This window comes from Paenibacillus sp. 1182 (genome assembly GCF_017833915.1).
Classification (GTDB): domain Bacteria; phylum Bacillota; class Bacilli; order Paenibacillales; family Paenibacillaceae; genus Paenibacillus; species Paenibacillus polymyxa_D.
Window position 1 is genome coordinate 68,299 of record NZ_JAFICR010000014.1, and the last position, 12,993, is coordinate 81,291.

Annotated in this window: 9 protein-coding genes; 4 read left to right on the plus strand and 5 right to left on the minus strand. The window is 47.5% G+C overall.

Translation table 11 applies throughout. The annotated features are described in order from the left end of the window. Positions 1–102: 102 nt before the first annotated feature. The 4 genes from JOD82_RS23785 to JOD82_RS23800 all read left to right on the plus strand — a co-directional run bounded on the left by JOD82_RS23785 (position 103) and on the right by JOD82_RS23800 (position 5,483). On the plus strand, positions 103–1,101 hold the full coding sequence (locus JOD82_RS23785) for a substrate-binding domain-containing protein (protein ID WP_069010347.1): 999 nt from the start codon (positions 103–105) through the stop codon (positions 1,099–1,101). Then, complete coding sequence (locus tag JOD82_RS23790) at positions 1,098–2,513, plus strand: sensor histidine kinase (protein ID WP_039269403.1); 1,416 nt, start codon at positions 1,098–1,100, stop codon at positions 2,511–2,513. The genes JOD82_RS23785 and JOD82_RS23790 overlap by 4 nt, the downstream gene beginning before the upstream one ends. A gap of 4 nt (positions 2,514–2,517) precedes the next feature. After that, positions 2,518–3,855 carry a response regulator transcription factor gene (locus tag JOD82_RS23795; RefSeq protein ID WP_209950045.1) on the plus strand — a complete coding sequence of 446 codons (1,338 nt, stop codon included), beginning with the start codon at positions 2,518–2,520 and terminating at the stop codon, positions 3,853–3,855. A gap of 227 nt (positions 3,856–4,082) precedes the next feature. Continuing rightward, the gene (locus JOD82_RS23800; RefSeq protein WP_029516079.1) at positions 4,083–5,483 is read left to right on the plus strand and encodes a sugar porter family MFS transporter; all 1,401 of its coding nucleotides are present in this window, start codon (positions 4,083–4,085) and stop codon (positions 5,481–5,483) included. A 545-nt stretch (positions 5,484–6,028) separates the two neighbouring features. Here JOD82_RS23800 and JOD82_RS23805 read toward each other — a convergent pair. The 5 genes from JOD82_RS23805 to JOD82_RS23825 form a co-directional block, all read right to left on the minus strand. Beyond that, a complete protein-coding gene (locus JOD82_RS23805) occupies positions 6,029–6,835 on the minus strand; it encodes a hypothetical protein (protein ID WP_029516078.1) in 807 nt (268 codons plus the stop codon). A 125-nt stretch (positions 6,836–6,960) separates the two neighbouring features. After that, positions 6,961–10,383, minus strand: coding sequence for a phage baseplate assembly protein V (locus JOD82_RS23810; protein ID WP_209950046.1), 3,423 nt, complete (start codon positions 10,381–10,383; stop codon positions 6,961–6,963). A 20-nt stretch (positions 10,384–10,403) separates the two neighbouring features. Further along, positions 10,404–10,832 (minus strand): DUF4280 domain-containing protein, encoded by a 429-nt coding sequence (locus JOD82_RS23815; protein ID WP_029516076.1) that lies wholly within the window; start codon positions 10,830–10,832, stop codon positions 10,404–10,406. Positions 10,833–10,847: 15 nt separating this feature from the next. Then, complete coding sequence (locus JOD82_RS23820) at positions 10,848–12,272, minus strand: hypothetical protein (protein WP_069010344.1); 1,425 nt, start codon at positions 12,270–12,272, stop codon at positions 10,848–10,850. Then, on the minus strand, positions 12,260–12,919 hold the full coding sequence (locus JOD82_RS23825) for a hypothetical protein (protein WP_029516074.1): 660 nt from the start codon (positions 12,917–12,919) through the stop codon (positions 12,260–12,262). Before JOD82_RS23825 ends, JOD82_RS23820 begins: the two co-directional genes overlap by 13 nt. Between the last annotated feature and the right edge of the window lie 74 nt (positions 12,920–12,993).

Below are 12,993 nucleotides of genomic sequence, written 5' to 3' on the forward strand. Positions count from 1 at the left end.
CCATCTCCTCAATAATCGCGCTTATGATGGCGATAGCTGCCTACGCTTCTTTGGCTACTGTATAATGAGTTAAGTCTCTAAATATTTACAAAGGAGCAAGACATGTCAAACCGTAAATGGACATTTATCCTTATCCCGGTCTTCCTGCTATTTGCCTGGCTGCTCTTTCAGTTCACTCTGTCTTCCTTTCAAATCCACCAATTTGCAGAACAATTGAAGACGGTTTCACCAAACGACGGGGGTTCCGATACAAAAGTGGTATTGATATCGCAAGAGCTAGACAATTATTACTGGCGGTCCATTGAACAAGGAGCCCGAAAAGAAGCGGAACAGTACGGTATGCGGCTCGATTATATCGGTCCAGACCGCATTAATCCGTCCGAGCAGATCAAACTGCTGGATAAAGCGATCGCTGCCAAGGCGGATGCAATTCTGGTTCAAGGGATAAATGATCCGGAGTATCGACGATTAATCGACAAAGCAGCCGGACTTGGCATACCTGTCATCGCGATCGATACGGACGAACCGGACTCCCGAAGGCTGGCTTACGTCGGAACGGATAACGAAGGAGCAGGAAAACAGATGGGCGCGCTATTAGCGAAAGCCTCTGGAGAGCGTGGCGACATTGGAGTTATGATCAGTAGCGAGCACGTCGAGAATCAGCGACTCAGGCTTGCCGGATTTCGCTCCGTGATCAGCCGCTATCCCAATCTCCACATTGTGGAGATTCGCTCCTCAAATATTTCACGGCTTCAGGCAGCCCAGCAAGCTCAAAACATGCTCGCCCGATATCCGCAGATCCGCTACATGGTCGGATTCAGTGCGCTGGACGGCCTTGGCATTCTGGAAGCCTCGGAGCGGCGCGGCGCGCGGAATTTGCAAATTTTCGCTTTTGACGATATGGCCGAGACGTTGGAAGCGATCAAAGATCGCAAAATCGAACTGACCCTTGTTCAACAGCCAGAAGAAATGGGGGCTAAGGCCATAAAATTGCTGAATGATTATCTAAAGGGGAATGATCCCCAGCAATTAACATACACCAGGGTATATGAAGTGCATGCGGACACTCCCGACAACATGTCCGGAGATGACAGACGATGACGATCAGAACGAAGCTGCTTCTGTTCATCCCTCTTCTAGTTGTGTTCGCCAATATCATCGCTTATTTTGTATTCCAAAGCGGAAAGGTCGTACAACAGAGCTACGATGAAATGCTTGGCCGCATTCTCCTCATCGAGCAAACCTCCGAATCGGCGGAGAGCAACTTAAAGCTCCTATATGCCTATCTGCTTAATCCAAGGGACGATAAGGCTATGCAGGGTCCGACAGAATACCAATTAATGCAGTTGAAAGGCAAAATCCAAGAAGTCTCCGACTCGACCGACCCTTCTTTCGCCGAGGAGGACTACGTGAATTTGTTGACCACATTTCTTGAACAGAAACAAGCCGCAGTTCTGGATGCAAATACACAAGATCCTCAATCGGCTTTTGAACATTATATTGAAGCGGAGAAAACCGTCAGCTATATTCATGAGGAGGGACAGCGACTGATCGATGCTGAACTGGCCTATTACCGGCCGATCATCGAGAACATTCGGAACAAAAATGAGCGAATGAACGTTTTAGGAGTGGCATTGTTCGGCATGAACGCGCTGATGGGGGTTTTGCTTGCAATCTGGATCTCGCGCAGCATTACTGGCCCTGTCGGCAGACTTGTCGGACTGGCGAAGCGAATCGCTACAGGTGATCTGAATATCAAGCCCCCACCGCGACGGGATGACGAGCTAGGCGTACTGTCGGACGCCATTTCGCAAATGTCCGCCGATTTGAGCATCCTCATTGAGAAGGATAAACAGAGTCTGGAAATGCGGCGGCTTGTGAAGGAACTGGAGCTTCTGGCTCTGCAAAATCAAATTAATCCGCATTTTTTATTCAATACCTTAAATGTGCTCTCCAAGCTGGCGATCCTGGAAGGGGCGGAGAAAACCAGCGACCTGATCGTCTCGCTGTCCAATCTACTACGGTACAGTCTGCAGAAGCTGGACAAACCCGTAACTCTTCAGGAGGAACTGGATCATATTCGCGAATACGTGACCATTCAGCAGGCGCGCTTCCGGGACAGAATTCTCTTTAATCTGCACTTTGACGCTTCCGTTCTTCAGCAGCAAATTCCGGCCTTGACGATCCAGCCATTTATTGAAAACGCTTTTCTTCATGGTGTGGCAGATATGGAGGACGGAGCCATTATCACGTTGACGTTGTCGCGAGCGAACGAGGATGTACAAATTGAAATCTCAGACAACGGAAAGGGTATGACGGAGGAAACCCGACTGTCCGTGCTCCGTCTTGAAGGCAAAGTCGAAAGTGACAGTTCAACAGGACTTGGAATGCAAAATGTGTTTAGGCGGCTGCAGTTGTTCTACGGAAAAGAAGGAATGGTTGAAATCAGTAGCAGTACCGGACGAGGTACTACCATAACCATACGAATTCCAGTCAAGAAGGAGAGTGAGTAGACTGATGTATCGGTTGTTAATCGCGGATGACGAGGCTTTAGAGAGAGAAGGACTGGAATTGACAGTGGAACGGGCGATGTCGGGGATATTCCGGTTTATTCATGCCGGCAACGGTCGCATGGCGATTGAATGTGCGGAAGAGCACCGCCCCCATATTGCGATTCTGGATATCAATATGCCCGGAATCGACGGGCTTGCAGCGCTTCGTGAATTAAAGGAGCGGCTTCCCGATACCCGATTCGTGCTCGTCACTGCCTACGATTATTTTGCCTATGCCCAGAAGGCGCTCTCTTTGGGCGTAAAAGAATATATTCTGAAGCCGGCGAAGCGAGAACTGATCATCGGCACACTGAAACGACTGATTGAAGAAATTGAGTGCGAGAAGCGAGCACGTACGGAAGAATTGGAGCTTAGGCACAAAATCTCACAGCTGATGCCGCTCGCAGAAAATGAGCTGGCTTTAATGCTTATGGTCGACCAGACAGTGGATTCGAGCGCTTCCCAGCTAGCAGAATGGCTGGACTTTCCTCTTGATCAGGGAAGCGCCATCATTGCCGCCTTTGACGGATATACGGACGAGCAGGATAAAAAGAAAATTTACGAGCATTTCCGAAGCTATGTAAAAACACATGGCCCGAATGCCATTGTAAGCTCCCTGATCGACCATCATGTAGCCACTTTTTTATGCAAGCCGCCTGCCACCAGCGAAAACGACTGGCGCCAGTTGGTTAAACACCTCGTTCAGCAGCTCTCCGAGCTTGCCCACCAGCAACTTGGCATTAAGACGGCCATTGGAATCGGATCGCTGCATAGCGGCGAGGAAGGACTTCGCAAGTCCTATTTCGAAGCCGTTTTTGCCTCCACCCTACGCAAGCGGGATGGAGGTTACTGCCACTTTGACGAACTGAAGTCGTCAGAGGCTGGAAACGCTTCTGTGCTTGCCGTCAAAGCGGAGAATGGAATGCTTCAGCAGACGTACGTCATGTCAGCACTGCAACGGATACGCGAACAGCGGGAGGTTCAAACACTGACTATGCTGGGCAGAGCGAAAATGTATATCGAGGAACGATTCAACGATGAGCTTTCGCTGGAAGAAGTGGCTGATTTTGTCCATTTGAATCCCCACTACTTCAGTAAAATTTTCAAACAGGAATACGGAGAGACGTTCATCGACTTCGTAACCCGGCTACGGATTGATAAAGCTATTTCTCTGATCAAGGAGGGTAACCTTGCTCTGAAAGAAATCAGCTTTGAAGTGGGTTATAAGGACCCAAACTATTTTAGCCGTGTCTTTAAGAAGATAACGGGGGTTCCTCCCACTGAGTTCAAAAGCCAAAAATAGTAGAAATTCATCCATGCCGACCATCGGCATGGATTTTTTTAAGCTCGAATGACAAGGTAATGCTAGATTTGGCTCCTCCGTCTCCAATTCGAGAACCGAAGCCAAAATCGTGCGTGAAAAGGTCCGTTTATTGAAGACGATAACCGGCCTTTCTTTTATAAGCGCATGTTATACTTCTCCTCGAAGAACGGAATGAGGTTCTAGGAATCTGGAGGGGAGATGATTATATGGGAGTAATCATTCATAATGAAAGCGCTCAACAGAAAGCGCTTCAATCAGAAAAACCCAATATGCTTTTCGTGACGCTGGTATCCATCGTAGCTGCGCTTGGAGGGATATTGTTCGGTTTTGATATCGCGGTCGTTTCGGGAGCAGTTGAATTCCTACAGCAGCGTTTTTCGCTGAGCGAATTTCAGGTTGGTTGGGCGGTGTCGAGTCTGATTGTAGGGAGTATCACGGGAGCGGCTCTCTCCGGCTACATGAGTGAAAGGATCGGTAGAAAAAAGGTATTACTGGCCGCCGGATTTTTATTCGTCGTCGGCTCGATCTGCTCTGCGCTTCAAGACTCGTTCACCGGGTATGTTATCTTTCGCATGATCGGCGGCATTGGCATAGGCATCACTTCCACCGTTTGTCCGGTGTACAATGCGGAGATCGCTCCTGCCAAATACCGCGGCCGTTTGGTTGCTTTAAATCAGCTGGCGATCGTAACGGGCATTTTCCTGGTTTATTTTCAGAATTCGTGGATCGTCAGCCTGGGGGATGAAGCCTGGGGTGTCTCAACAGCCTGGCGCTGGATGTTCGGAGTGGGAGCTGTTCCAGGACTGATCTTTATGCTCTTGATGCTCTTCATACCCGAAAGCCCGAGATGGCTTATTAAACAGAATCGGCCTTATGAAGCGTTGCCGATATTGCTGAAAATTCACGGTGAAGAAGCCGCTAAGCAGGAAGTGCTTGATATCAAGGAATCATTCAAAAATGAGAACAACTCATTGAAACAATTGTTTGCTCCCGGTATTCGGGTCGCTCTCTTTATCGGTGTCATGCTCGCCATTATGCAGCATATTACCGGCATCAATGCCATTTTGTACTACGCGCCGGTTATCTTTAAAGGAATGGGACTCGGTACAGACGCTTCTTTGACCCAGACCATCTGGATCGGGTTGATCAATGTGTTGTTTACCATCGTGTCTGTATGGCTGATCGACAAAGCGGGACGAAAAATCCTGCTGATAATCGGCACCTCGTTGATGACCTGCTGTTTGGTCATTATTGGAGCCGCATTCAAAATGGGTTTGACCACCGGACCGCTCGTACTCATCATGATATTGATCTACGTGGCCTCCTACGCTATATCGCTTGGGCCAATCGTATGGGTCATGATCTCTGAGATCTTTCCGAACCGCATTCGCGGCAAAGCTGTAGCCATCGCTTCGATGGCACTATGGGCCGGTGATTATCTGGTATCGCAGGCATTCCCTCCTCTGCTGAGTTCAGCCGGTCCGTCCAATACCTTCTGGTTATTCGGAGCCATCTCGTTATTCGTCGTAGTCTTTATATGGCGCAAGGTTCCCGAAACCAAGGGGAGATCACTTGAACAGATGGAAAATATGTGGCTTGGGAAATGACCCAACTTTAGCTCTCAAAAAGCCCAGCACTGTTATAATGCATGAAATCACACGGCCTCTGAATTCATACCGACCTAAATCGGTAATGGTTCAGAGGCTTCTTGTTGCTTATGTGTAATTTATCCTCCTACTTCTCCTTTAATCACTCGAAATTATGATGGGCAGTTTTTGATTAATGGATAGCGACGACGTAGCGTTGACTAACGCCAACTGTTCGCACAATTCCTTAGCTTGCTGGCAGTAACCACGAATTTCATCCATAAGCTATTCGTATGCTTTATGTGCCTATGTAAGCAGCCCCATCTGTTGAATGACTTGTTCACGTTTTGTCATTTAGTTCAGCTCCTCAGCTCATTTTCTGCAGGCAAAAAAAGCTCATTCCTACTCAGGGTTCAAGTTGGGAAGAGCTTTTGAAAATTTATCAAGTGTTTGTTTGTTGGTTGTATTGTACGATCTTGTTACTGGAATTGTAAAGAAATTACCAAACTATTTAAAGAATTATCCCCTTTCATTCCTTAACATTTTTTTATTGTCAAAGAATTATACTACTCTGGCAAAGTAAAAATAACATCAAACGGATTCCTATCCTCAAAAAATTCCGAGTAAAGCTTTGTAGCTAGTTCTGGAGTCAGATTCGTCTTATTCCATAATAATCCGCCTAATTCCCTCAATATTTCAGCTTCCTTCGGGGTTACTATTTTAGATTCAATTATAGATTCTGTACTTTTTGGAGTTACCCACGCCCAATCGTTTACGGCCGCTTCAGTATAAGGATATCCGAAGGTTAACGCACTTATAGATGCATATTTTGAACACAACGGATGAACAATTAACAAAAATGCTCCAATAATCCATGAACGGTACCCTATTTTTTGTTGTAACCGAACCTCTTTCGCAAATGACTCAAGTTGTTGTGAAAAGGGCTGAAGAGACTTAGGGACTGGTCCCCACTTAGATTCGTCCATTAATACTAATATTTCAAAGGCAAGTTCTTTATCTACATTTTCGGCTAGTTTTACAAATATCTCATTACATCCATGATTATTAAATGAATTTAAACAGCTGACTGCATCCTTGACATAAGTCGCACCTTGTGCGATCAGTTTTATATACTCATCTAAGAGTTCATCATCACCATTGAAATCTGGAGAATTAACTATGGTTTCGATTAAAAGTACTTTCGCACTATCTTCCTTAACCATAGGAATTATGCGCACAAGCTGAGTATAGTAATCATCTACTAATTCTTCTAAATTAGCATTAGTCTTTAGTAACCTTAAAGCATCTTCTAAGAGATAATTATCTTCGTCTAAAAGAGCATTCGCTATTAATTCTAGAATCCTTTTAATCATCTTTTTTCATCTTCCATTCCGCTTAAAATAGTATCCATATCTTCTTAAAGGCTGAAGCCTACCATGGATAATTTCCTTTTGCTGGTGCTTCTCTACTTAAATTTTAAAACTCGCCTTTCCTAATTTTAATGGTTCTGAATAACTCTCCATTCTATCCCATCATCTACTTCTTTATAAAGAAGCCTCATAACGTTCGTTATTCCAGTAGTTTTTTTCTCATCAATAATGTCGAGGCTAGTCCATCCATCATCACGGGGGTGTTCTCTGTACTTATCGGAAGCTAATCTTTGGGCTGCATTTGGATCCCCATTCCTGCGTGCTGCAAGATCGTCTAGATGCTGATGAGCTAGTTTCTTTTCACCTTGGGTAAGATGCCTACGTACAGGTTTCTGCGTCTTTTTAGCTACCCTTATATCTAATGGAATCAAATCATTAAGTCCCCCTCTAGGGTTCTTCATATTAGCATGCTTAATTTTTAACAATTGTTCAGGTGAAGGATTCCCCGTCCCCTCTGGTATCTTAGGATTCCCCTTAATGCCCCCTGCTCCTTTTGACATGCCGCGAGATACAATACCAAGAGTCGGACGGGTGCTCTGTCTTGATTGGAAGATAGATGCGGTGGAAATTATGAGTTCGAACTGTGCTTGAGAAATTGCGCTCTCTAATGCTATCTTCCCACGGAATTCACTTAGTGCCTGCTCGGCTTCCATCTTATCACTACTTGTAAGATGGGCAAACCATTCTTCAAAAGTCTGTTGTTGCTTACCCTTGTATAAATTTTGATACCATCGCCTTAGATCAGCTTCAGCTTGTTCTTTTTCCGCTTTTTTGGCTCCTGCATTCATCACAGTTTCTAAACGAACATCTGGCTCTGTTTTTCCTTTTAGCTCGGGATTTACTGGCCTAGGGTACGGATCCTTTTTATTTAAAATCAGCTCTACGAAGGCCCACTGGGCTTTTGTCTCCGAGTTACTTTCTACTTTACTCGTTTGTGTTAGCCTTGCAAACCAAGTTTCAAAATCCCTATTTGGATTAAACTTATAATATCTTTCATACTCATTCCTTAATCTTTCTTTTTCTTCTAAAAAACCTGTTTCTCCTTCACGCATCACCATTACATTCTTAACATATTCCTCAAATTCAAGATTTCTATTTTGGTCATTTTGATTAATGGAACCAAATTTCTCATCAAGAATTTTCTTCGCTCCGGTGGCATCTAAGGGTTGTAACTGTTCAACTTCCTTATTCCGCCAACCTTTTCTCACTTCAAGCGGAATTTTGTGATACTCCGTGTTCAGCTTGTCCATATTATGGGCTAGATTTTTCGCTAGCTCCCCTAATGATCTGGAACTAGCGATGTTGCGGGCTGCCGTCCATACTTTGCCTCTGTAAGCGGCGGCGTAGCGTTGTCCGACACCGCTCTTTTTATAAGCAGCTACCCGGCGGTTAAAGGCTACGGCTTCCCGCGCCAGATTCCTTCCGGCCAGCACAGCCCAGCCTCCTGATGGCACGCCTGCCAGCATGGATAAACCAGCGGCCGCATACTTCAAGGCACGGGTTGATCCTCCCTTGGCAACGTCGCGGCGAATAGAGGCGAGCTTGCTGCTCACTATCCGGGCAGGCGTTCCCAATACGGGAACCGTACCGATGATACTCAGCGCCTTCTGAGCTACGTTCAGCATACCGCCCAGCAGGTTTGCCTTGGGCGATGCAGACGCAGCGGGGGAAACACCTACCTTCCCAGGCTTGCTGCTCCCCGAACCCTGTTCACTCGGAGAACCTCCTCCTGCCCCGCCAGTACTCTTCGGCGCGTGGGCGGCCTGATACGCCTTGATCGACATCAACGGCGGTTCTGGCACGGGCTCCAGATCAGCGACGAAAACCGGACGCTTGATTATCCCATCCAGCTTCACTCGCGACGAACGAATATCCGTCTCTCCGTCTATCACCATACTACTGCTACCTGCTTGCAAATAAATGGCCTCGTTTGCCGTAATGTCCAGTGTGTCCTCCGCGTGGATCGTTAGCCCCCGTTTGGCCGCAATTGAAAGCGTATGGTCACTGTGTACCTGTATTCCCTTCGCATCAAGTGAAATATATACGCTATCCGTTTTAGCCGATACCAGCAACTCTTGCGCGCTTAGCTTAACCAGCTTGTCATGAGGAGTGCCCCAGTATTTAATGTCCGGATTGCCTAACTCGGGTATAGGCTTGCCACTGCGCCTCACAGACCTGGCTGCAAAACCATCCGACTCCTGCAAAGTCGGGAACTGTACCTGCACCATGTCTCCTTTTTCGGGCATCACATACCAGCCGCTATGGCCCTCTGCACTATAGCCTGTTGCATAGGGGAGCCAGCATGCCTTTTCCCGTTCCTGTACAGCATCTATGGTGAGATGTACACGTACCTGATCCCGCTCAACTTCCAGTACCTGGCCCTCTAGGGAGGCCCCTCTCACTGAATGGTTCCAGATCGGCTTTTGCCGAATTTCATCTTCAGAAACCAGTGTATAGGTATGTAAAAACAACCCCCGGTCCATCCGGGACACGATATCCGCAACGAGCAGTTCCTTGCCTTGAAAAGAGAGTACATCTCCCGGGCGGAAATATCGTGCACTCTCCACAGTATAGAACGTACCATAGGGGGTGTTGGCTTCGTTATGGCGCATACCGATTTGAATCCCCGGCTGTCTTTGCCAAAGGTCTGCTCCTCCAGGCAATGCTCTACCCATGAAGCCATCCACGCTGACAGCAGATAGTCGCTCACTGCTGCTTGAATCACTCCAAAAATATTTTATTCCGTCGTCCACATGACCCGATCCTGGAAGAGGGCCGCCAAGGATTGCTGCGGCTTCGTACACCGACGATGCTCCACATGACAAACCGTCCCCGTCAGAAAAAGCCCCATCTGCGCCGACAAAGCTTTTTCTTGAACGATACGGGACCTCATCCAGTGTTGCGGGTCGCCCCTCGGGAATACCGAACCAGAACTTGGGGGCATCTGCGGCAGCCTCAGGCACAAGCACAGCTCCAAATCTGGAAGCCATCCTTTTCAAAAATGCCCAGTCTGTTTCTCTGTACTGCAATGTCAAAGCGCCCAGTTGAGCACCCCCGCTGACCGTATCAATCACATCTGCGCCTGTATAACCAGTAAGTACCTGCTTCAGCAGCTGCCCATACGTCATGGTATGATTTTGAAAAGACCGGGTCACAGGCCTCACATCGAGCCGAATCGTATGTGATATGGCCTCTAACTGTACGTAATGAATACCGTGTACCTGCTTCAGCGTGATACGCGTCATTTGTCCATGAAACAACGTACGCAGCCGCTGGCCATCCTTGTCCTTTTCGATGACTTCAACCGGTTCGGCTTCACTCTCTAACTCCATAAACCGTTCCTGATTTTCCTCCGGCACGATACCACTTACTACCAAACGCACATGGTCGCCCAATCTACGCTCAATACGAATGTCTGTCATGGTTTGCAGCGGAACTTTACTCAGTAATTCCACATGACGGTAACCGGATGTTTCCTGCACCTTGTCCATTTGATGAGAAACCCCCACTATCATTCCAGATTCTGCCCGTCATTTTCAATCGTTATTGCTCCGCAATACAGGCAGGCATTGGTACAATGCTCCAGCAAGGCAGGCTGTCCCTCGACGAGCACATCCTGCTTGCCCCCAATCCAGGGTCGAAGAATGACCGGAATACAAGGCGCCTTCTTCACACCGAAAATGTCCACCATCTCGCTATTTTGAACCGCCGGATTGGCCGAGCTAAAACAGTTACCAAACCCAGATATATGAACTCCCGGTTCGTGATCCCCCACATTCATCTGGGCCTTGTCCTTGATGTAAACACCGTGGCTAAACGGACGCTTGAGCCGGGTGGGTTGTGTACCACGGTTGCATTTCAAAATAGCCCCTGCAACCACATATCCTTTTTTTGCACCTGATCCGGCCTGAATGGTCATGGATGCTTTTTCTTTTGCCATGGTCTGCTTCCTCCGTCAATTCGTTTTGACTTCGCTGCCAACGACCGATGTGTCACCACCGAGTGTAATATGGCTGCTGCGGCTGGACAGGTTGATTTCCTGACCGGCGGAAATAGTCACCTTTTGCCCCGCCTCCATGTGGATGTTACCGCCTGCCGAAAAATGAATATCTTTGTTGCTCACCATATGAATACCGTCGCCCTGATTCAGCTTGATGAAAACAGCGCCATCCTTGCCGGTAATCACCACCTCGTCCGGTGTCAAGCGGATTTCCTTACCATGTGGCGTTCGGAAAATTTTTACGTCGGGATGCTTCAAATGATTGTGGCCGCCATCCCCCCGATCCTGCCGGACCGAGCTACTCGCGATGCCCTCGTCATCATGCTGGTTCGGGAAATAAATACGCACTTTATCCCCCAGCTCAGGCATCACATACCAGCCACTATGCCCCTCTGCACTATACCCTGTTGCATATGGAAACCAGTGGGCTGTATTTTTGTCCTGCTCCGGGTCGATATCCAGATGCACTTTAACCCGATCACGTTCGACAGCGATCACTTTTCCCTCCAGAGACAGACCCGTCAACTGCTCGTTATAATACGCTTTCTGTCGCAACCCCTTATGTGTCGTCAAGGTATATGTGTGCAGCAGTACTCCCTGCGTCATACGAGTTTGTGCCTCGTATACATATAGCGTTTTGCCACGGAATTGGATTTCATTGCCCAGTTCCAGCACCTGCTCTGTTTCAACGGTATAATCGAGAAAATCCTGCTCGTCCACCGAAGCTGTATCATTGCCTGCAAAGTAGCGATATGCCGAGATTCTTTTGCTTACCGTGTAATGATAATTGTCCAGTTGAACGGCTGTTCCACTTTCCTCAATGCCAAAATAGAACTTTGGGGTATCAAATATGGCCGCGGGCATAAGGGAGGTATGGTAATAGGAAGCCAGCCGCTTGAGAAAAGCCCAATCAGTCTCGCGGTACTGCACCCACATCCGCCCGATCGACGCTCCTCCGGTGGCCGAATCCATGATGTCCAAGCTAGGATAAAGAAGCGAAATACGACGCAGCAGTTCATCCACCTTCATATTTTTGTCCTGAAAAGAACGACTTTGGGGGCGTACATCCAGCCTGTAGGTATGCGACACAGCCTCTACCTCCAGGTAGTACACATCTCGTACCGCCTTCACTTCAATCGCCAGCACTGTTCCGCTAAACAAGGGAACCTCCGTGCCATCCTCAGCCAGCTGCGAGATTCCGACAGGTGAGTCAAATTTGGTCATATCCACATAAGTATCTTTTAGTTCCTCAGGCACGACAGCGGTAAAACGCAACCGAGTGTGGTCGTTCAGCTGCTTGACCAGGTAGAGCTCCTGTACATTGATAAGCTGATAAGGCGTGATTTTCAGATTAGAATAGGTGGTGCTTATCTGCTCCATGTTCCTTCTCCTTCAGCCTCACTAGGCAGGATTTTTAGTGTGGTCATCATACGTTGAGCGACCGGACGCCATGTATCCATACGTTCCTCCGTACAGTTAAATGAGCATATAAGCGCATGCCCTTCCAGAGCTGCAAAAAAGGTCAGATTATACAGACGCGTATTCAAAGCCGGAGTCATAAATTCACAGTATCCGACCCGTCGTCCGTACACCTTGCACACACCGTCTGCATACCATTCCGTCAACTTTTGCGTGTGGTGCAAAATGTAGATCATCTCGCTGGTGAACGCCTCTAGCTCCTCATCCGTCAGTTCGCTTGGTGTCAGGTTAAAAGAAAAATTGATCTCCCCTGTTGGATCGGTCAAAATGAGCGGTGGGCGATAACTCGAAGGATATTTAAGTTCAATCTCCCGCTCACCCATCTCGGTGAAAGTCCGGGGCAACCATATCGAAATTTTGTCGTTCAGCAAAGGACGTTCTGCAAAAGCGATTCGTTCTCCGTCCAGCATCTTAAGTGGATAAAGTTCCAAGCCGCTCTCAGATTCTATGTAATTGTGTAAATCCGATTTCGGGAGACCAGATGCACCCTGTTGTTCCTTCCGTGCAGTATTAATCATGTCTGCAATTTGTTCATCCATATGTCCCATCGACGGTAAAACTCCTTTATATGTTCAATCTCAATATTCATTTCATGGAACTTTATAACATAATTGAATCCAAA

Coding starts and splice junctions, on each gene's coding strand:
- JOD82_RS23790 (WP_039269403.1), top strand. CDS start 1,098: ATGACGATCAGAACGAAGCTGCTTCTGTTCATCCCTCTTCTAGTTGTG.
- JOD82_RS23815 (WP_029516076.1), bottom strand. CDS start 10,832: ATGGCAAAAGAAAAAGCATCCATGACCATTCAGGCCGGATCAGGTGCA.
- JOD82_RS23800 (WP_029516079.1), top strand. CDS start 4,083: ATGGGAGTAATCATTCATAATGAAAGCGCTCAACAGAAAGCGCTTCAA.
- JOD82_RS23795 (WP_209950045.1), top strand. CDS start 2,518: ATGTATCGGTTGTTAATCGCGGATGACGAGGCTTTAGAGAGAGAAGGA.
- JOD82_RS23810 (WP_209950046.1), bottom strand. CDS start 10,383: ATGGACAAGGTGCAGGAAACATCCGGTTACCGTCATGTGGAATTACTG.
- JOD82_RS23825 (WP_029516074.1), bottom strand. CDS start 12,919: ATGGGACATATGGATGAACAAATTGCAGACATGATTAATACTGCACGG.
- JOD82_RS23805 (WP_029516078.1), bottom strand. CDS start 6,835: ATGATTAAAAGGATTCTAGAATTAATAGCGAATGCTCTTTTAGACGAA.
- JOD82_RS23820 (WP_069010344.1), bottom strand. CDS start 12,272: ATGGAGCAGATAAGCACCACCTATTCTAATCTGAAAATCACGCCTTAT.
- JOD82_RS23785 (WP_069010347.1), top strand. CDS start 103: ATGTCAAACCGTAAATGGACATTTATCCTTATCCCGGTCTTCCTGCTA.